Source organism: Stieleria bergensis, from assembly GCA_007745635.1.
Taxonomy (GTDB): Bacteria; Planctomycetota; Planctomycetia; order Pirellulales; family Pirellulaceae; genus Stieleria; species Stieleria bergensis.
Genome location: CP036272.1, coordinates 2,592,040 through 2,613,705 on the forward strand (window position 1 = coordinate 2,592,040; position 21,666 = coordinate 2,613,705).

Sequence of the window (21,666 nt, forward strand, 5' to 3'; positions counted from 1 at the left end):
AGTTGTGGCTCAATTGACACTCTGTTTGTATCCACTCGCGCGAGAAGGTGGCGTTGGGCTGCCCGATGAGAATAAACGGGTCAGCGAATAAACGGGTCAGGCCCCACGCTCCGGCGAGCATGGGGTCTGAAACGAGCGGTGGCGATCATCAGGACAGATACGCCAGGGACTATTTCCACTGAATCGTCTGATTCTCTGGGACCGTCTTGGTGATGGTCTTACCGTCGAGTGTGTACTTCAGGGTAAGAGCCTTGACGATCCCCGGTGCGGGATCTTTGCCAACAAGATCATTGCGAATGGCAAAGTTGTAATCTCGCAGATCAAGTTGTCGCTGCAACACTTTGCGAACATCAATGCTTTTGCTGGAGTCGTCTGGCGCTCCGTAGATTGCACTGATGATTTCGATATTCAGTTTCTTGACGGACAGGTTGACCGTCTTAGGCCGTTTGTAAACCGCATGCGACGGGTTGCCCTGCGAAACGAAGTAGGCGATCAAGTCCTTTAACTCTTCAGCGTTCATCCCGTCAATCAGCTTGGTGGGCATCATGGAGGTTTTGGACAACCGTCTTGATTCAATGTCCTCTCCGTTGAAACGTGTCAACTTGTCTGGAGTCACTCCAGAAGTCATCACTGCGATTTCGTTGTCGTCTTCGGAAACGATGCGTCCCGAGACCACTTGTCCGTCGGACAACAGGAAAATGTGTTGTGCAAATTGATCAGACACAACAAGGTCGGGAGCGATGATCGATTCCAGCATCGACTTGTAATCAGCGCGTTTGGCAAGGTTTGTCAGGTCGGGGCCAACACCGGCGCCGGTGTTGCCCAGGTAATGACAAGCCACGCACTGGCCGGCCATGAACATTTTCTTGCCGTTCTCCAGGCTGCGGCCTGTTAGCTCATGTTCGGTCAGCACTTTAAGCGCGGAGTCGACGGTCCACTGCACACCAGGGCCCTTTGGTTTGGGCAGGGTGCCAATGTCGACGGTTTTAATGTCACCGGTCAGGTACTTCAGCGCCAGTCGGTCTTTTTCTGGGACGGAGTTGATGGCAGCCTCACGAATCTTGTCGATGTAGCCGCGGTACATGTTGCCGCCACTGCGTGACGCTAGATCTTTGACCCAGCCCAGGTAGAACTTGCGGTCGTCCATGGTCCAGCCCGCCTTGACATCTTTTAGGCAGAACAGATAGTGCATGTTCAAGATGTTGGGGGAGTTTTCCATCGACTGGAGAATCTTGCCGCCATAGCCTTTGTTGCGTTTCAGAATGTCAGCGTTGTACTGCGACGCTTTGGCTTTGGTGACTTTCATCAAGGCCACGGTTTTCGGCACGACATTGGGATGTTCAAGGTAACTGAGTACGCGGCACAGTTCCTCGTTGATGTTGTCGTCCTGACTGGGGAATTGAGCGTCGAGTTGATCGCCCACGGATTTCTGCAGCGTTGCCTCGGGCATACCGTGGCGGCTCATGGCAACGGCATACGTCCGCAGCAAGGCGAGCTTTCCTTCTTTGGTCAAGGCATCAAAGTCGACCTTGATCAGTCGTGAAAGAATCGCGGGCAGACTGCCTTCGACGTCGCGTCGGCTGAGGCCAAGCAGGGCGTGAATCGCGATCAAATCGTTCGGTTCGTTGTACGCCTTGTCTGCCCAGGTCGCTGTGTCCTGCCATTCGACTGCGATGCGAGCGGCATATCGCAGGTGACGATCATCACTTCCAAGGTAAGGCCACGCGGTTTTGACGGCGCTTGCATCGGCATGTCCGTGGAATGATTCCAACAGGTGTCGCGTCGCTCGGGCTTCGGATCCGGTGTTGTCCAGTTTGGACAACTCGGTGGATTCATCGCCCTTGTAATAGACTCGATACAGATACGATTGGCCGCCGCGACCTCCGACGGTGAAATACATGTGTCCATCGGGGCCAATCTGGACGTCCGTCAGCGGCAAGGCGCCCTTGGTGTTGGACAGGAACTCTCGACTTTCTGCGGTGTAGGACGAACCCTTGGGCGTTAGATGAACGGAATACATCGTTGCGAAGGTCCAGTCGCAAACAAACAGTGAGTCGCGATAGTGAGTGGGGAACTTGGCGTTGGTTCCGGCAATCACTCCCGTTGGGCAACCGGGGCCAAGGTCGACCACAGAGCCGACCGTGTCGGCGTAGTATTTTCGCCACTTCTGCGTCGTCGCTCGCCAACCGTTTTCGCCACCAGAGACACCATGGTTGATTCGTGTCGGTCGGTACCAAGGTGCACCGATGTCATATTCCATGTCGGCATCGTAGACAAACATTTCGCCATGACGGTTCAGGCAAAAGTCGACCGGGTTGCGGTATCCCATGTGCATCAGTTCGCGACGTTTGCCGTCGGGGCTGAACTTCATCACGAATCCAGCAGGCGCTTTACCCCCGGCGTTGTGCCCGTAGGTGTAATGCCCCAGCAGGACATCGTTTTTCCAATTGCGTTGAATACGAGAAAACTCGTGCTCGGGCGTTTGGGTCATGTTGCCGCCGATGACGTAGATGCTTTTTCCATCTTCGGAAACAATCGCCGAGTGCGGTCCATGTTCACCGCCACCGTTCAGTTCAGAGATCACCTCTTCGGGCCCAATCTCGCCGCTGGCTGAAACCGGCGCTCGAGACAGTGTTCCAAATCGAACCATGTAAAGATGGTCAAAGGCGAACAGAAATCCCTGCACGGAATTCTTTAGATTCAGTTTCTCGATGTTTGCTTCGGAGAACTTCTCGCCAACCTTCGGAAGGGTGATGCGAAAGACACCTGCACCACCTTGGTCGGAAACAATCAACCGACCCTGCGGATCAAAAACCAATGTGATCCACGAGCCAAACTTACTCTTGTCGACCTTGTAGACCATTTCCGCGGCAAAGCCGGGTTGCAGATTCAGGCCCGTCGCTGGGTCTTCGATCGACTCCTTCAAGGGCGGCAGTGATTCAGCTGCGTGAAGTAAAGGTGTCAGAATTGCCGTGAGCAGTATCACAATCAACGCGTTTTTCATTGCTTGCTGTCTTTTAACGTTTCAGTGCAGTTTTAGGTTACAAAGGGGGCGCCATCGTGACGCTATCATAGTCCCAGGCAAGGCCGACTGCCGAACGCTGGGAAGAGGTTTGTATTGTATCAATCTGCGCCAGTCACTTCAGGCATTCACGCTGTCCGCGCGCCGAATCGGTACTGCCTCGTTGGAGCCGCGAAATTCAGGGCGATCACTGGTCGGATGGTCACCGGTCTGATGGTCACCGGTCTGATGTATCTGAGGCTACTGGGTGCCGCGACGCTCCGGTCGTCGGCGGACACCTTGCCCAGGTCATTCGACTTTGATTTGGCACCACAGTGGGGCGTTTTGCGGCGTGTTTCCTTCGCCAGTCATCCAGACAGCGCTAACGGCATCGTATCAGAGCTGGGCGTCTGGATCTATTGGTCAGCGTTTGGCGCTTCGTCAGTGTCTGGCGTTTGCTCCGTTGAGGGAACCTTTTTCGCGTGTTTGGCGAAGAAGTCGAAGATTGCTGGCAGTTCGGTGATGGCTGGTTGGATATGGTTGCCATCCTTCACCTCAATGTATTGGTAGGTCATCCCAAGTTCTTTCATTTTGGCGGCCCAGCGCTGAGCGCCTCGTACGGGAACCAGCCGGTCCTTGTCTCCTTGCACAAGAATCACGGGGGTGCTCTTGATCTTGGTCAATTCGTTCGGGGAACGGAACGTCGCTGGCGCGATGGGTGCTAAGCCGGCCCAGATTTCAGGGTACTTGATGCCGATGTGCCAGGTGCCGCCCCCGCCCATCGAGTGGCCCATTAAATAGATTTGCTTCGAGTCCACATTGAAATCGCGTCGCGCGATCTGCAAGACGTTCATCACGTCCTTCTCGCTAAGCTCTCCAAGATTCATGGGGTCCCAACGTCGCGATGTTTGTCCGCGTCCTCCATACCAGCCCTTGGTGTTGTATCCCATCGGTGCGGCCAGGATGTAACCGTGCTGCTGAGCCAACTTGGTGAGGCCGGGGTAATTCAGAATCTGGCGAGGGTTGCTGTGCAGCCCGTGCAGGACGACCATCAAGCGATAGGACTTCTTGGCGTCGTAGCCCTCTGGGATGTAAAGGCCGTACTCCATTTCCTTGTCCGCCTCCTTGAACTCGTAGCTCCGCATCCAGACTTGTCCGGTCACCAGTTCCGGTGTCTCGCGTTTCACTGGCTCGTCCGCACACAGTGCTTGCAGACTGATCAAAAGTGCAACGGCACTCACGATGAATTTCATTGTGTTTCCGAATGTTAGAAGTGAACGGGTAGCGATCGGCCAGAGCGAAGCACATCGTACCATGAAATCGCGGCTCTTAGGGATCAAGCCTGTTGTTCGATCTGGACAGCCTGTGTCTGATCACCATGCGGAGAGCAATCGGCGCCGAATTTTTGACTTGAGTCACAGATTCGCTTGTCAGTCGTGCATTATGGAGCGTTTCTATCGAGCGATGTTGCCCAAAACTTGTCGGTTCTGCATGCGATCCGTGCCGCAAGAGCGGGCCATTGGGCCTGCATCGCCGGCCAATGTCAACCTGCGGCGTGACGGAAAGCATGTTCCGTTAACGGTGACGCAGGCTATTCTTCCGCGATACAGTACAGGTGCTTTGATCCTCTTAGGAACAACTCCTTGCCTGCGATCGCCGGTGACGCGTCGAAGCGTTCGTCCAGTTCGTTGGTGGCGATTGGCTGGTAACTGCGTGAGCGGTTGAGGACGACTGTAGTGCCTGCTCGGCCAACAAAGTAGACGCGGCCGTTGGCAGCGACTGGTGACGCATAGAGATTAGAAATTCCATCCACTCTCTGAGGCCCAAACTGCAGTTCACCGGATTTCGAATCTACGCAACGTAGGATCGCTTGATTGGACTGATTGAAGTACAGCAGTCCATCGTAGAGCACGGCCGAGGGCACGTAGGGAGTTCCCTTGTTCATCGACCAGCGAATCTTCTCCGATTTTGAGATGTCGCCGGTCTCCGTTAGCGGGATCGCCATGGCTGCATAGCCCTGATAGCCACTCATGCAGATCACGTAATCGCCTTCGACCTGTGGGCAGGGTGTGCAGTTGCCCGTCAGGCCGCTGCATTGCCAGATCATGTCGCCGGTATTCAGGTCATAGCTGCGAACGAACTGACTGGCGCTGGTGATGACCTGAGTCCGCCCACTGTGTTCGATAACGAGAGGCGTTGCCCAGGCGTTGTCTTCATCGCGGTCTTTGCGCCAGAGTGACTTGCCGGTTGTCGTCTCCAGGACTTCAACGGAGCCTTGTTGACTGTAGTCGCGAACGATGACCAGTTTGTCGCCATACAAAACCGGAGAACTGCCTTCTCCCAGGCTCGACCCGACCTTGGCTTCACCCAGGTCTCGTTCCCACAACTTCTTGCCATCCAGGTCATAGCAAAACAGGCCCGCCGAACCGAACCAACAGAACAGTCGTTCTCCGTCAGTGGTCGGTGATGCAGATGCCAGGTCGTTGTCGTGATGAGCGCCCGCGTGAGGAATTTTCTTCGTCGCGATGTCTCTCCAGATCTCTTGTCCTGTGTTGCGGTCCAGGCAGAGGACTACGAATTCGTGAACGGCATTGGGACGCTTGACGTCAAAGAAATTTGTCTTTGGTTGATCTTCGGGGTCGGGGATGGAGGTGTCTTTTTCATTCGTCTTGATGGCGGTAAGAAGAAAGACTTTGTCCTCCCAAATGATCGGGGTTGAAGTGCCATTTCCATCGATGGCAACCTTCCATTTGATGTTCTTCGTCTCGCTCCATGTCTCTGGCGGGTCGCCGGACTCAGAGACCCCGCTGTTCAACGGCCCACGCCATTGAGGCCAATTGTTGTCGCCACTGGCTGGCGATACATTTGCAAACCAAAGCAAAAGGCAGTAGAAGGGAATCGCAAGTTTCATCAGTGATCCTTTGGGGGCGGTTGGATGCGAAGCAAGGCAGCGGGGCTCGTCCACAGGTTTGGCTGCTTGTCGAGAGGAAGGTTGGTTGAGCGAAAGTCTGGACGGCTTCCGTTAGGTGACATTCAATGCACCATTGCTGGTTGCAAAGCGGTCTGTTTCGACGCCCATTCGCTGCAAGAGCGTCACGTATAAATTACTTAGCGGCGTGTTTCGGTTGTGGTCATGTGCGACGTAGCGTCCGTGTTGGTAGCCTCCACCGGCCAGAATGATCGGAAGATTCGTCGGGTCGTGGGCGTTCGCATTGCCCAGATTGCTGCCGAAAAGAACAGCAGTGTGATCTAAGAGGCGTTCCCCGTGTTCGGATCGTTGCCCAAGTTGTGTCAGCAAGGCCGAGAATTCTGAGAGGATGCCGGATTCGATGATGTTTAGCTGGGCGATCTTGGAGGGATCCTGTCCGTGATGGGACAGCGGGTGATGCTCGCCCTGAACACCGGGGATGTTGGGGACGCCGTGATCAGCTTGAATCATGAGACTAACCACGCGCGTGGAGTCGGTTTTCAGCATTAGCGGAATCAGATTCATGAGCTCCCCAATGCGGCCGAGCAACTCCGCCGGTTCGGCGATGTCTTTGGGGATTTCAGCCTTCACCGCAGGCTTGGGGCGATCCAGCCAAGCGTCGGATGCAGCCAGTTCCTTTTCAGCGGTGCGTATGGCCGCGAAGTATTCGTCCAATTGTTTTCGGTCACCTCCGCTCACTTGTTGATTGAGCGTTTTCGTCTGATCGCCAACGGCATCAAGAATGCTGCGACCTTCGGCGAGCCTTTGCCTTTGTCGCTGCTGTTGATCCGGGCTTCCCGCTAAGAACAGCTTTGCAAACACTCGTGATGGGCGAGTTTCGGCGGGCAGCATCACGCCATTGCTGTTGTACGATTGGCTTTCCTGTGTGTTGCTTGCCAGCGTGATCGAAGGAAATCGTGTGGTGTGACCAAGATGTGTTGCGGCGACTTGATCCACTGAAATTGAGTTCTTGAACCCTCCCAGCCCTGGATTGATCGCCGCCGTCAAGAAGGTCATTTCGGTATCGTGAGGGTCCTTGCCGTTCTGGTCGGGATGTGACAGGCCGGAAAACAGCGTGAAGTCACTGCGGTGCTCTCTCAGTTGTTTGAGGTACTCAGTGTCTGAATAGCCCGTTCCGGTGCTCTTTGGGAACAGTGACGGAGCGTACAATCCGAGCGCATTGCAAATCAGCACCATGCGTTTGGGTTGCTCCAGGCCTTCGAACGCAATCGCCGGATTCATGGCTTCTAGCAGCGGCAACGCTAAAGCTACCCCGGATGCTCGCAACGCGGTACGTCGTGAAATTGGCTTGTGCATCAGACGGTTCTTGTGAAAAGACAGTGAGAGAAAGGCGGGACGCAGTTATTGTTGCCGGAACATTCGACTGTGCACGACATCATGAATCAGTTCGCGCAGCGGGTAATCGGCCTTCTGATGGCGAGCAAGAATTGCCTCGACTTCTGCTCGGTCGGCAAACTGGAGTTCGCCCCCGGTAGCAAACGTGATCAATTGTGTCACCAAATTTCGCGCCACCTGTGTCTTCGATTTCATGAGGTGCTGTTTGAAGTCGCGAATGTCAGTGAACTTGAATCCATCCTCGGTTTGTCCCGCGCAATCGACTGGTCCGCCGAGGGTGTAGTCTTTCGTAAGCAGTCGCAGTCCCGTGGTGCCGGGGCGTTTGACGTCTTTGCTTTGACGGTATTGCTGACGATAATTGCCAATTGGGTCAAAGCACTCCAGAGCAAAACCAGGTGGATCAATCCGGCGGTGGCAAACGGCACAGGAATCCACTGATTGGTGCTTCTTGAGCGTTTCGCGAATGGTGGTTGCACCTCGCGTGTCCGGTTCAATCGAACCCACTCCAGGTGGAGGGGGGCTGAGCGGCAATCCAAGCAGCTTTGTCAGCACAAAACTGCCGCGTTTGACGGGCGTCGTCACCGATCCGTTTGCCGTCACTTTCGCGATGGAGGCATGTGACAGAATGCCACCGCGAACGCTGTCCTCGTCCAGGATGACCTTCCGCATCTGTTCACCGTCGATCCCTTCGATCCCGTAATGTTCGGCGAGTCTCCGATTCAGAAACGTGAAGTCAGAATCGATGAGATGGGCGATGCGAAGGTTTTCGTCGATGAGATGTTTGAAGACGAATCGCGTTTCGGCCAGCATGGCGCGACGGAGAACGTCGTCATATTCCGGGTATAGGTACTTGTCAGGCGTGGTGGCGTCGATCAATTCCAAGCCCAGCCATTGGTCAAGAAATTCGTTGATGAACCGTTCACTGCGTCGGTCGGACAACATACGGTTGATCTGTGCGTCAAGTGTTTGGGGGTCGGCCAGCTTGTTGTCACTGGCAAGTTGAATCAGTTCCTGATCTGGCGGGCTGCGCCAGAGGAAATAGGACAGCCGACTGGCCAGTGCATGATCGGTCAGAGTTGGTTCCGACGTTTGTGTTTCGTTGGTCAGGAACAGCGTCTGAGGCGAAATCAAGATGGCTCTTAGCGAAACTCGAGCGCTGGCGACGAAGCCGCGTTGAGCCTTTAGGGACGGAACGGCAAGGTTGGTGAAAGACTCGATTTCTTGGTCGGTTACCGGCCGTCGAAAAGCCCTGGGCGCCAGCGCAGCGACCGCGTCCCTGATTTGTTCGTAATGAGACTTTGTCGTCACCGGTTTGTAATAGCGACCGTTTGCAGCAGGTTCCCACTGGACGCCGGGGAACAAGTCTCGCGTTCGTTGTGGCGGCCATGTGGATTCCAGTGGGCCTTCTACCAGCACTTTGCGAACCCGTACCCCTTCACCTTTGAATTCGCTTGCCGGCTGCGAATTGTAAATCACTTTTCCGTCGGGTGCCGGTTCCAGTTCGTCGGCGCTGACATAGAAGTAGTCGTCGAGGCGGAGGTACTTGATCGTGGAAACCGTCCGAAGTTTCTCATCGACATCCCACGCGGCAAAGAGTTCGCTGTGGCCCTGAATGTCGTTTTGACGCCTGAGGCTCATTGTGACCGAGGACCTTGGCTGATAAGCCGATCCGGTGACTGTGATGCGGTATTGGCCGGCGACAGGAATCCGCAGCCCGTTGTGGTCGCTGCGCAGATTGTAGTTCTCGCCTCGGAACATGATCAGATCTTCTTTGTCCCGGAACACGGTCCCACCGCCTCGTCGGACGGGACGTTCGAACCACATCTGCATGAAGCGAGAATTTGGATAATCAAGTTCGCGAGACATCGGCGGCTTCGGGCCCAGCTGAATTGCTTCCTCCAACGCGGCATCGGCAGCGGCCAGGAAACCTTTGATATGGACGCTGGACATGTCCTGCTTGGTCGCCACAACATCGAAGGCCCCAGACTTGTTTTCCGGCGGAAGAAACTTCGCGAAGTCGCCCCCGATGCTCAGCAGTTCGTGAAGCGTGTGTTCGTATTCCAGTCGACTGAGCCGTCGCGAGGGGACTCGGCCCTGCGCCAGTTGCTGGCGGCGATTGACCTGCATCAGCTTTTTGTTCAGAAACCTCAGCGCGGCGGTTTGCGTTTGTGGGTCGGGACGAGCCTCCGATTCCGGGGGCATTTCTCCGCTAGAGAGGCGGTCCACGATCTTGACCCACGCGCCAAACGTGCCGGCATCTTCAAAGTTTCGGTCGAGCTTCGTGAAGTCCAGTCGCGTTTGCGTCTGCTCGTCGTGACAGTCAATGCAGGAGGAGTCGATCAGCGATTGGAGACCCTCTGCCTGAGCTGATTGCACGCACGTCAACAGCGCGCACATCAGCATGACCCAGAGCACGACACAACGAGGGGCTGTTATCTGAAGGACGCTCATTGGTCGGAACTGCTATCCTTGTGGTAACTGACGGACTGAATGTAGGCAAGCAGATCGTAAATTTCCGCTTCGTTAAACGTATCCAGTAGCCCCGTGGGCATTGTTGAGATGTCGGCGGTTTTGCGCTGTTCGATGGTCGACTTCGGCATCACCTCTATCTTATCCGGTTTCAGCAGGTTGGGAATGAAGTGGATCTCTTCGTTGGTTTCCTGGATCACCAGACCGGTTCGGAGTTTGCCGTCGTCGCCGAGAATCATCTGCGTCTGAAACTCCTTGTGAATCTCAGCCGATGGTTTGACGATCTGTTGCAGCAATTTGGAGCCACGGAATCGCTTGGTTACTTCGCTCAAGTCAGGACCGAGTTTCTTTTCGCCAGGACCGATATTGTGGCAACGACTGCAGGTCGCTTGTTGAAAAACGAGTTTTCCGCGTTCAAGATTTCGGTTCCCAAGGTTGTCCGGCGTGCTGCCAAACCCATGGTGTTGCCATTTCTTGACAAAGCGACGCGTCACGGGGGTTTCATGTTTGATCAAGTAGTCGATGATTTTCACGTAGAACCGCCCGTCGTTTTTGCGGTCCGGGTGCGTTTGTCGGAATTCATTCCACATCGAACCCGCGAGGCTGCGTTTGTGTTTTGGGAAGGCGGCCAGGCGTGAGTCGACCCACTTCTGGTGAGGCATTGTTTGGTACGCTTCAGGTAGCGGTGTTGCGTCGATCTTTGCGAACAGCGCAGCCCGCGCTGGACTTGTCGACGGTTTCACCTTGGGGGCGTTGGCGAGGTTGCCGATGTCGTGGTTGCCTTCATAGTGCTTCGGCGTGAGCTGGATGCCTCCGCCCTTGGGCAGATCTTTGGGCAGAGAAAGACGGATCACTGCACCGACGCCGCGCTCCATATGCCGGGCGGGACCGGAGGTGCTTGTCCAGACGTTGCCCTCATCATCAAACTCTATCTCACGCGTGTAAGAAACGCGCGTCGGTAATTGGAACTCGACCAGTGTTTCTGTCGTTGGATCGAATCGGTTGATAGTGTCGTTTCCGGTGCCGCAGACCCAGACAATGCCGTCCCGATCGACATTCAACGCGTAGGGAATCTGGTTCTCGGCGTCGGGAAGTTCGTAGACCGTCCAGTGTTCGGTATCGGGATTGAACTTTGCAAAGACGCCGGAACCAAAGCCTGGCACCCAAACCATACCATCGGGTGCGACGTGCAAACGACGGGGGCCTCGGAAGGGCGGGTTCCATTCTTTGATGTCGCCATCGGCGGCATTCGGATCAATGCGACCGATGCGGTTACCGTTTAGCTTTGAATACCAAATCGTGCCGTCGACGGGTGAGTAGTCGATGCCGTAGGGCGTGATGCCACGCGATTCACCTCGTCCTGCACCCATCGCCTGGCCGGCACTCAAAAGTTTGTATTCTTTGACGAATCCTGTTTTGGGATGAATGGAAAAACAAGAGTTGGAACCCGCATCGGTGTACCAGATCAGGCCTTGGGGATCATTGGGATTGATTCGCAAAGTGTGCGGATAATCGCCGCGTCTTTTGGGCGCTTCGGCGCTACTGTAAACTTGAAACTGTTTCGTTTGGATGTCGTAGCGCACCATGTGTCCACTGGCACACATGGTCGTCCAGAGGCTGCCGTCATTGGCCGTTTCAATGGAATGGGGGGCGTAGGATCCACGTGGAAACCTGATCGCGGTTTGTTCGCTGGTCTTGGGATTCATTGCGATCATTCGACCTTTGCTGATGTTGACCGCGTAGACAAGCCCGTCCCTGCCAAGCTCCAGATCATGAAAGGAACCTTGCAGCGGTTCATCCATCTCCCACATCGTGATCGTTGCTGCAGCCGCCGCGCCCGACGGGGCAGGTGGCGGGACAAACGCCGGCCACTTCTTGACGGCATCGTCTTTGTAGGTGTTCATCAGACGCGGGATAATGGTTTCCCGAGTATGCGGGTAAAGGCCGCCAAACCCGTCCATCCGCCGTAACATGGTTTCCCAATCAACCGGCTCTTCGGGTGTTCGAAACCCGAGTGTCCCGATTTGGTGACAGTACGAGCACATCATCTTGAAGTTTAGCTTGTCGCGAGGGTTGTCAAAGCTGAGCATACTGAACGCACTGCTGGCCGGGCGCTGCAGCTTAAGTTCCTCGCCTTCGGCCGGATGCGTTTTAATGATAAGGTCGTCTGTTCCAGCGGCGACTCCGCTGCTCCATTCATCTGACAGTCCCATCAGACGGGTGCGGATGCTGTGATCAACCTTCCGCAGCCCTGTGATTTCGAACGAACCATCTTGTTGAGAGAACACGGATGTCCATTTGCGGTGCTCGCCATCGATTGCTGACACCATCACGCCCGCGACAGGCTTTGCAGCTTCATCAACGATGGTGCCGCGAATGGATTCTGCGTTGACCGCAACGGCCATAGAAAGAGTCGCGATGGTCGTTGTGAACCATGACAACGAGGGAATCCAGCTTTTCATCAATCAGTTCTCCAGCAGGGCAGGCAAAGAATCGCGTCGGATGAAGTTTGGCTAGCCTGATCCAAACGATATCCGTCTCTATAACCGGGGAAATGGCAGGGGTGTGGACAGGAATCTTTCGGGAAATCATCACCTCGCGTTGGCGTAGGTCTCAAGCACTGCGAGGCTCAGGATTCACTGGCGACTTTAGGAGATTTCTCGATCAGATCGGTCCAGCCAGCATGCCAGTAGAGCTGGCGGTCTTGAATGACTGTTGCTCGATCGTTCCGTCGCACCTGCTGCTGTGCCTTCCGTCTCCGTCACCGTTTCCTGCGGATCCCACGTCGAACAACCGTTTGCAGTCTGGTTTTTCAATCATTTGGGTTTTTGAGATGCTTGTCGAACCAGTTGAGTTCCTTTTTCAGGATCGCATCCTGGTGCTTGCCGTAGATGCTGTAATGAGACATCTCCTCGATCATGTGGTATTCAAAGGGTGAGTCGTTCTCTTCGACGATTTGCGCGACACGCCCACCTTGCTGGGTGATATCCATCAACTCTTCGTTGCCAGCATCGATGATCATCAGTGGCGTCTTGAGCTTTTCGACCGCTTGGAAAACATCGTAGACGACGTTTTTCGAAGGGTTGTAACGCATGTGCTTATAAGCGGCCATCGTGCCGCCTGGCGCTCCCGTCTTGAACGGAACCGGTTCGACGTCGCCTCGAGCCTGATGAGCCATCAGGGTGTACGCATGTTGATAGTACGGAAGACCGCGTTGGCCTCCCATGCCCGGCACTTGCGCAACGGCGCATTTGACACGCGGGTCCTTCGCAGCAATCCAGGTCGCCAGGCCACCGCCGTAGCTGGTGCCAAAAACTCCGATGCGTTCGAAGTCGACGTTCGGTTCCCCGGCGATGAAGCCGATGGCGTTGCGGATATCGGTCACTTGGTCACCAAAGTCCATCTGCCAGCGGATTGCCCGTGCCTTGACGGTGACATTTCCCTCGGCGTCTGGTTCTGGCATTTCCTGCAGCATCATCAATCGGCTGTCGCTCTCTCCCCAACCGCGATAGTCAAAGTTGAGGAAGGCGTAGCCGCGCCGAGCGCTCTCGACGGCAAGCTTGATCGACCACGGCATCTTCTTGACTCCACCGGTACCATGCACGAACACGATGGCTGGTAGTTTGGCATCGGCGGCAACCATTTTTGGTAGGTACACATCGCCGGCCATTCTCGTTCCATCGCTCCAGATCACCACCTGCTTCCGCGTCACATCCTCGGGCAGGGGCGGATAGGACTTTTCCTTCCATGCGGCTCGCGACATGTCTTCCTGCGCAAAGCAAGGAAGGTTGAAGGGCAGTGCCAGTAGACACAAAGCAACGGCAAGGATTTGATTTCGACTCATGGTATTTCTCCGTTGGAGCATTGTGTGATTTCTGCGTTATTCGGTTCCGGCCCCCATGCGATCGACTTCATCCTCTCCGGGGAGGCCAAAGGAGATCAGGGAGCCCTTTAGTTGTTTTTTCAGGAAAAGCATGCTTCCGGTCCCGACATAGATTCGACCTCTTGAGATCGACGGCCCGCTCCACACCGTTCCGACGTGCACGTCTTTGACCATCTTGCCGGTCATCGCATCGACGACGACTAAACGCTCGCTGACGGTGCTGGTGAAGCAGGCGATGCCGCCAGCGTTCACGGCGATGCCTGAAGCGATTGGGTCACCGCCGTCGTAACCAGGCACTCGAACGCGCGGCCGCTCGTGACGCCAATGCTCCTCCGCAAGGTTGGCTGACAGACAAACAACACGGCCGGCTTCCGGCCATCCTGGCGTGGTCGTTGTGCTGGTGAGCCAGTCGATACCGTTGGTGAAGACACGTTTCCCGTTGGTGGCACAACCCGTCTGGATACCGCCAATCGTACTGGGTAACGCGATCATCCGCGGATGGCGTTTTGGATCCAGCGGGTACTTCGGCTTGCCCTTGTAGACTGGCGTGTTCCCAAGGATTCGCCCGTCTCCTGAGCCAAGCAGGTAGAAGCCTCCGTTCTTGCAGCCAACGCCAAGCACCGTCGCGGGCGATCCATCGGGTGCCGGTAGCGTATAGATCTTGGGCGTGTCACCAATCGAACAGTCTTTGTATGCCGCTGACGCCGGATCGTAGCCGGCCATTGTATGGTTGAAGACATCATTCTTGTTCAACTGAGTGACCCATTTCTCAGCGCCGGTCTTGACATCCACCGCGACAACGGCGGCAGAGTACTTGGTGTAGAGCCGAGGGTCGTCCTCGGTTGGTTCGCGCGGCGAATTGTGCACGTCCGTTCCGAAGAAAATCGTGCCCGTGGCAGCATCGAAGGACGGCGTGCACCAGACCGAACTCGTTGATGGTCCATAGTGGTAGGTGCGCGATCCCTTGACGTCGTCGATCGTGATCGGCTTGCTGAACTGACGAGGCTTCTCACCGACCTCGTACTTCCACACGACCTCACCGTCGTCCGGGTTGAAGGCGACGACGAAACCACGCCCTTGGCAGCACGGGTAGTTTGGATCGATCGGATGCGCATGCTCGTAACCGCCTCCACCGACGATGACTTTTCCGTCCGCGAGGATCGCCGACGCATTGAAAAGATTGGCGTGGTGATGATTTGGAAAACCTGGCGCTCGGGTGTCAACCTTCCACAGTTCCCGGCCCGTCAGCCGGTCGAGTGCATAAAAAACGCCAGCATTGCTGCCGATGTACACGGCTTTGTCCGTGACCAGTGGGGACGCTAGGAAGCCGGCGCCAGCATTGATCCGATTGAGGCCGCCCTTTGGCAACTCGACCGTCGCCCCAACACCAGGACGGAACACCCAGGCCAGCTGCCCGTTCGGCTTGAGCTTATAGAAGGCCGGAAACGATCCGGTGCCGAAGTAGACATGCCCGTTGACCACGGCCGGCGTTCCGTGGATCACGCCAACCTCCGCCGTCACTCCCTCCGCCGGAAACCGCCATTTTTCGACTAGCTGCGGAGCAGACTTCGGCGTCAGTGTTTTCTCGTCAGCATTGTATCTCCATCCTTCTACGCCGTTGTTGTAGCTCTCCCAGTCGGCGTCGACCACGGGCGGAACGGTCTGCCCCGCAGCCTTTGTTGCCAAGCCGATGAAGACCAGTGAGATGACTGCAAGCAGCAAAACGGATCGATGGATGTGCCATGATTGCGGATGGTCTATGGAATTCATTCCTAACGCCGATGGTGGGGTGTCTTTTGATGTGCTGTTAAATAGTGGGACGGTGGTGCAGGCGACTTTCCACGACGGTTCTTGAATCGGCAAGTGGATCCTTGTCTGGTGCGTCGGTCATTCCTTTTCTGCGCCTGCTGCCGCTTCGGCGACATGGTTGAGAATCTTGACGAACGAGGCTCCCGGGTTGGGCATGTCAGGATCGAGGCGGCGTTTTTCTTTCCAGAGCTGACCGACTCGGACGCGTTGTTCGGGTTTGAGCTCGGCCATGATGCGATCGACATAGCGCTGATGGTTGAATCCGTCATAGGCTTTGGGAAGAGAGTTTCTGTCGATGCGTGCCAGGAGCTTCGCGGTATCGGTGTCCGCTGCGCCGGGGGCAGGCCGTTGCGGTGGATTTTCTTGCGACTTCTTCGCAGCGGTCTGTGCCTCAGGTGCGGGCCATTGGGGAGCATCCGCCATGACGCTTCGGTAGATAGTCGCGGCTTGCTTTTTCAAGCGGGCGGCGAGTACGGGCCGCTCTTTCGCAATGTCGTTTTGCTGACCGAGATCTTTGGAGAGGTCATACAGTCCGACACGACCAAGTCCACTCTTTTTCAGCTCCGGGATCCAGGACTCCTGGAAATAGAACAATCTCCGGTGTTGATCCCTTAGTCGATTGGCTTCGGGATTGGCGAATCTTCCGTTGAACATTCGAGAGCGAAGATCCATTCCGCCCAGCTCTTTCTCAAGATCGTCGCCAAGGACTTCTTTGACTTGCTCCATGAGTCGATTGGCAGTTTTAAAGTCGATCGGCGATTTCGCAGTGCTGGAAGCGAAAAGTGTATGGTCACCCACTCTCATGACCATGTTTGTTCCAGCGATCCAAAACAGGGGCTGATGCCTCTTGAAGGAACCGGAGCGAGTGAGCAACGGTGCGAGGTCGGAGCCGTCGAGATGCACGCCCTTGGGTTTGTCGATGCCGATCAGACCACACAGCGTGGGGAGAAGATCAACGACTCCAGCCGGTTCCTTCTCGACGCGTCCGCCAGGGATCCCGTCTTTCCAATAGAAGATGCCCGGAACGCGATGCCCGCCTTCGAAAAGTGCCCCCTTCTTGCCACGCAGTTCACCGTTTCGCTCTTGCAGGTAACTGCCGTTGTCGGAAGAGTAGATGATGATGGTGTTGTTTAGCTCACCGAGTTTTTCAAGCTTAGCGACGAGGCGTCCGATGGCTCGATCGGTATTGTCGATGGTGCCACTGTAGATTGCTTCCCGTTCGTTCAGCCCGCCATACTGTGAAACGATCTCGTCGGGCGCCGCGATCGGGTCATGGGGTTCATTGAACCAGAGATTAAGGAAGAAGGGTTCGTTGTCGGCGCGCTTTTGATCGAGCCAGGTAAGCGCCTCGTCGACCACGATCTGACAGGAATAGCCTTTGATGGTTCCAACTCGCTTTCCATTGCGCAGAAAGTTGGTCGGGTCTTTGTGGCTTGGCCCCGGGCCGTTGACGACGGCGAACCAGTCGTCAAAGCCGTGATCGGCCGGAGTGGGGTTCTCGCGATTCTGCACGGGCATGCCGAGGTGCCACTTACCGAAATGAGCGGTGGCATAGCCGTTTTCCTTAAGCATTTCGGCGATCGTCGTTTCGCTCTCCAGGAGGTGCATCCGGTGAAAACGCTCGTCGAGGACGGAGTAGACTCCGGTGCGGCAGTGTTGGCGGCCCGTCAGAAAGGTCGCCCGCGACGGAGAGCAGGTAGGCGCTCCCGAGTGGAAATCGGTGAAACGCACGCCACCGGCAGCCAACTGATCGAGGACAGGGGTCTTGACGGGACCGTCGTAGCAGCCGATGTCGCGGTAGCCAAGATCGTCAGCGTAGAGTGTGACGACATTGGGACGTTTCTTCGTTTGGTTCTTTGTCGACACATGTCCCCGATAGTGAGGCGCGTTCGTGGTGGGGAGCGATTGTTTTAATTCGGCCTTGGTCGAGAGGTACGACGGGTCATCAGCGAGGTTCTTGCGTTGAAGTGGATCGGCGTTGACGTCGTAAAGTTCTTCGCCACCGTCGCTGTAGTGGATGTAGTGAAACTCGCGTGAGCGAACAGCGTGGTTAGTGCCCAGCCAGTGGGGCGAGTGCGTGATGATTGCTGGATAAGGCCAATCAACGCTAGGGTCGTTGACAAGCGGTGCGAAGCTGCGACCGTCGAGTTGTTCATTCTCCGGTAATCCGCATAAGTCGATTAATGTTGGATACAGATCGACCAGACTGACCGGGCTCTTGCAGATCAGACCATTGGCCGCAGTGCCGGTCGGCATTGTTCCCGGCGCAGCGATGAGAAGTGGTGTGCGCGTCGTCTGTTCCCAGAGCGCCGACTTAGCGATCTTCTTTTCGCCGACGTCGTAGCCGTGATCACCCCAAAGGACAACGATGGTGTTGTCGCGATAACGACTTTTTTCCAATGCGTCGAGAACATGACCGACGCAGGCATCAGCGAACGAGTCCGCGGCCAGGCAGCCCTGGACAGCTTCCTTCCATTTGCCGCTTTCACGAATGTGCTTGATGTGACGTTCGCCCATCCGCCGGCCAATCGCTGGAATGTCATCGAAATCGTCTGCCTTGTAGGGCGGAAGTTCGATGTCTTCGAGTGGATGCATGTCGAAGAATTTCTTTGGGGCATACCATGGCAGGTGAGGCAAGTAGATGCCACAGCCAAGGAAGAAGGGCTTGTCGTGATCACGCTGTAAAAACTGTGCGGCGCCTTCTGCGGTCTTCCAATCCGGATTGGCCTCGATCGCGTGATCGGTCGGTCCCCAGTCAATCAGTCGGGCGAGGATGGGATTGGATTCGAACTTGGGGCGCAAGCCGTGCTTGTAGCGTTCGCTCTGAGCGGGCGGTAGGGTGCCCGTTCGCGTGGAATAAACATGATCCCAGGCCGCGGCATCGGAGAATTTTCCGTGCGTCTGATGGTACAGCTTGCCGCCGCCCCAGGCGACATAACCATGCTTGCGGAAATATTGTGGGAGCGTCACCCAATCCTGGTACTGCGGCATCTCGCGAAACCAGTTCAGATTGCCGTAGATACCGGTTGTTGATGGTCTTAGTCCCATCATGATCGAGGTGCGTGAGGGGCTGCAAAGAGGAGCCGCGCAGTGGGCCTGATCGAAGAGAACCCCTCTGCCAGCAAGCTTGTCGATGTTCGGTGTCTTTGCCTGGGGATGTCCGCCGAGGCAGCCAACCCAGTCGTTCAAGTCATCGACGGCGATGAACAGAACGTTGGGGCGATTCATCGCGCTGTCGGCAACGCCTGGCTCGCTGGACGGCAAGAGAGTTGTAAGGAGTGCAAATGCCAAAACATTCATCAGTCGCTTGAACTGACGCGCGGTTGGATTGAGTTTCGTTGGAGTTAACTTCATTTCTGTCGTAGACCTTTCACTCGGGTGGGAGCAATTCAACTTCGCTGACTTCAAGGCCACTCGGACTACCGGTGTGTGTAAACACCCAGACGCTACCGAGAACCAAATCGTCAGGCCTGACGGCTAAATCTTGTTCACGATCACGAACGCAGGGATCGAGTGTAAAGTCGCGGATGCGAAAGACGACTTCGAACTCACCGTTCTCGTCGGGCTTGGACATCGGTTGTTTTTCAGCAAAGTCCCCGCGGAACTTCCCTGCGAATTCTCCAGCCGAATCGGAGACTGCGATGCCGAAATAAACCCGGGCCGGTTTATCCAGGCGACCGCGGACAACGAAGCGGGAATCCGGCCGGACAACCACCGGAGGATCGTTGCGACGGGAGACTGAAATTCCCAGCAGATGCAGCGTTGCGTTGGGGTTGTCCGGCGGGACAAGGGGGATCGCTTTTTGAACAGCCGCCCTGCCCTGCATCGCTGGCAACCACTTCCCATAGCTTCCGGGCTTCAAGTGAAGTTGGCTGTTCCAATGATCGACGGACTCAGGAAGCGACTGTAGGGACAGCTCGCCGCTTCCTTCGGCAATCACGCGATGCTTTGCTGGAACGTCCACTTCGCGACCATCGCTCAGCCGCTTCATCCGAACTTTGCCTTCGGTAACGTTCAGCATGGTCGAGGCCAGATTCGCTTTGACGTCGAATTGCGTTCCCAGGATTTTGAGCAACGTAGACGGCGTGTGGATCAACATGGGTTTGCCGTTGGGTTGCGGCATGACATTGGCTGAAAAGGTGCCTTCTCTTAGCCGTAGTTCTTTCTGCCCAAGGTCGGCGAATGTTAGCATTGACGTGCCCGAGATCATCACCGTCGAACCGTCGTTGAACTGAAGTTCGAACCATGAGTCGGGCGCCATGCCTTCAATCGTACCGCCTGCGAGTTCCTCGCCGACTTTTAGTTCGCGAACGATTTGTCCGCGGTCGCCGGTCCAGATCAGCGATCCGCTCAAGCCGGTGATCCGGGCAATGGACATGTCCGAAGCCCGAGGGGCTGTGGCAACGTCGGTTTCAGGAGTCCCGGTTTGTGGAGAAGCCAACTGGTAGATCAAGCCTGCTGAAAGCGCCATGATCACGACGGCGGCGATCGCCAGCATCGGCCTCAACACGGATGGCTTGGAGGCCCACTGGCCATCCGCTGTTTGTTGCACAGCCAGGACGTTCGCATCGTGGGATGACTGGCTGCTCTCGCGCAAAGCCTCCGCGAATTCGGTATCCCACTGTGCATGCTGAACGAAGTCCTGCCGCGCGTCGGCATTGCTGTCGAGCAGTTCCGCAAGACCCTCTTTTTCGGATTCGTTCAATTCGCCACGCAAGTGACGATCAATGAACTCATCCCAATGATTCTTGTCGTTCACTGTACTTCCCTTAAGCTGGTTTCCACGCACGAGCGGACTTGCTTCTTGAGCCGAAATAACGCCTTCCGCACCGCCTCAATCGTCATCCCGATTCGCTCGCCAATCTGCTGATAGCTCAGCTCGTCTGCGAACCGCGCTCGCAGCACGCCTTGGCCGCGCTCCGGCACCCGTTCCAAACAACACCGCAGTGCCTCTCGCCAAGACTCCACTTCGTCGTGTCGTCTGGCCGTTTGAAATTCATCGAAGGCGGCGTCAATCGCGTCGTCCAGCAGACGATCCGCCAGCGTTCGCTCTCGCTGCCGTCGTTGTTTGGCTCGCATCACTTCAATCCGCACGATTGAGCGGCACCAAGCGAGCATCGATGTCCCTTCCTGGAACTGGTCGTACTTCTTAACGACGACCAGCATTGCTTCCTGCACGACGTCGTCGGCAGTGGCGTAGTGACCGAGCAGTGAACGCGCGTAGGCGAGCAGTTCTGTGCGGCACTCCAATGCCGCTTTCAGCGCGCGGTATCTCTTGTCGTCAGCGTTATCCATTCAAGTTGTGACCCGAAAGTCTTCTGCCAAGTTGTGGAAGCGTGTTGTTTCGAGCGGGCGCCGCAGAGATGTCGGCGCGTCGCGGCGGGTGGATTGGAAGAAACGTCGCCGGCCACCAACAATTGCATTTCGTTTTGGAGAAACCAGGCACAACGATCTTACGACGTCTATTTACCAGAGTTTCTTCGCAAGAATGGACAACCATTTGACGAGAATGGCAGGCTTTCCAGGACGTCTCGGACTAAGCGTCCACTGGCGGACTGACTTCATTGCGTTGTTCGGATTCGATCGATGCCGCCGCGCAAACGAATCACTCGATTAGCGCGCGCCGCCACTTCGTCTTTCGTGAGTGATCAGGACAATGGTCTTCCCACCGGAAATCAGGGATTCAAAACATTCAAAGACTTTATCGGTGGTTTGTGAGTTCAGGTTTCCGGTCGCCTCATCTGCGAGAACGAACGAAGGATATTCGACGAGGCTGCTGACCAGCGGGCAATTCTCGCACCTCGTGCGTTGGTGTCTTCGCCGATCACCGATCGGCGAATTTCCAGAGTTTTGTGTTTTTTTGCTATCTGACGTTGGTGATTCGGTATGGCGCGTGTACGGTTACCCTTGATCGGAAGTTGATTGAAGATCATATTTATTACTACTTAAGTCACGAACGGACGAGAGTGATGGCCTGGGGCCGTGCACGTCGTGACGAGTGAAGCTTGTTGCCGCTGGCGAAATTCGCCGCTTACTGCAGTCCAACTGTCTCTAGACGAACAGGGCCGCAGCCGCGTCGCACGGAAGACGCATCTATTCTCGTGACATTCTTGTTCGTCACGAGTCTCAGCCACCATATCGGGCCTGCAGGCGACTGAATTCGCCTTTGCATTGGTTTTA

Annotated in this window: 11 protein-coding genes; all 11 read right to left on the reverse strand. The window is 55.9% G+C overall.

The window, feature by feature from the left end; all coding sequences use genetic code 11:
- Window positions 1–169: 169 nt before the first annotated feature.
- Window positions 170–3,004: a c-type cytochrome gene (locus tag SV7mr_RS08815; protein WP_145271160.1), complete on the reverse strand. Its 2,835-nt coding sequence runs from the start codon at window positions 3,002–3,004 to the stop codon at window positions 170–172.
- A gap of 413 nt (window positions 3,005–3,417) precedes the next feature.
- Window positions 3,418–4,254: a carboxylesterase family protein gene (locus SV7mr_RS08820; RefSeq protein ID WP_419188286.1), complete on the reverse strand. Its 837-nt coding sequence runs from the start codon at window positions 4,252–4,254 to the stop codon at window positions 3,418–3,420.
- Between the two features lie 338 nt (window positions 4,255–4,592).
- Window positions 4,593–5,912, reverse strand: coding sequence for a PQQ-binding-like beta-propeller repeat protein (locus SV7mr_RS08825; protein ID WP_145271164.1), 1,320 nt, complete (start codon window positions 5,910–5,912; stop codon window positions 4,593–4,595).
- A gap of 111 nt (window positions 5,913–6,023) precedes the next feature.
- Window positions 6,024–7,286 carry a DUF1552 domain-containing protein gene (locus tag SV7mr_RS08830; RefSeq protein WP_145271166.1) on the reverse strand — a complete coding sequence of 421 codons (1,263 nt, stop codon included), beginning with the start codon at window positions 7,284–7,286 and terminating at the stop codon, window positions 6,024–6,026.
- A gap of 45 nt (window positions 7,287–7,331) precedes the next feature.
- Window positions 7,332–9,776: a DUF1592 domain-containing protein gene (locus SV7mr_RS08835; RefSeq protein WP_145271168.1), complete on the reverse strand. Its 2,445-nt coding sequence runs from the start codon at window positions 9,774–9,776 to the stop codon at window positions 7,332–7,334.
- Window positions 9,773–12,256 carry a virginiamycin B lyase family protein gene (locus SV7mr_RS08840; RefSeq protein ID WP_145271170.1) on the reverse strand — a complete coding sequence of 828 codons (2,484 nt, stop codon included), beginning with the start codon at window positions 12,254–12,256 and terminating at the stop codon, window positions 9,773–9,775. The genes SV7mr_RS08835 and SV7mr_RS08840 overlap by 4 nt, the downstream gene beginning before the upstream one ends.
- 350 nt (window positions 12,257–12,606) lie before the next feature.
- On the reverse strand, window positions 12,607–13,638 hold the full coding sequence (locus SV7mr_RS08845; RefSeq protein WP_419188287.1) for an alpha/beta hydrolase: 1,032 nt from the start codon (window positions 13,636–13,638) through the stop codon (window positions 12,607–12,609).
- Window positions 13,639–13,674: 36 nt separating this feature from the next.
- The gene (locus SV7mr_RS08850) at window positions 13,675–15,447 is read right to left on the reverse strand and encodes an outer membrane protein assembly factor BamB family protein (RefSeq protein WP_145271177.1); all 1,773 of its coding nucleotides are present in this window, start codon (window positions 15,445–15,447) and stop codon (window positions 13,675–13,677) included.
- A gap of 117 nt (window positions 15,448–15,564) precedes the next feature.
- Window positions 15,565–18,840, reverse strand: coding sequence for a sulfatase-like hydrolase/transferase (locus SV7mr_RS08855; RefSeq protein WP_419188288.1), 3,276 nt, complete (start codon window positions 18,838–18,840; stop codon window positions 15,565–15,567).
- A 16-nt stretch (window positions 18,841–18,856) separates the two neighbouring features.
- Complete coding sequence (locus tag SV7mr_RS08860; RefSeq protein ID WP_145271179.1) at window positions 18,857–20,245, reverse strand: FecR family protein; 1,389 nt, start codon at window positions 20,243–20,245, stop codon at window positions 18,857–18,859.
- Window positions 20,242–20,781 (reverse strand): sigma-70 family RNA polymerase sigma factor, encoded by a 540-nt coding sequence (locus SV7mr_RS08865; protein ID WP_145271181.1) that lies wholly within the window; start codon window positions 20,779–20,781, stop codon window positions 20,242–20,244. The genes SV7mr_RS08860 and SV7mr_RS08865 overlap by 4 nt, the downstream gene beginning before the upstream one ends.
- Window positions 20,782–21,666: the final 885 nt, after the last annotated feature.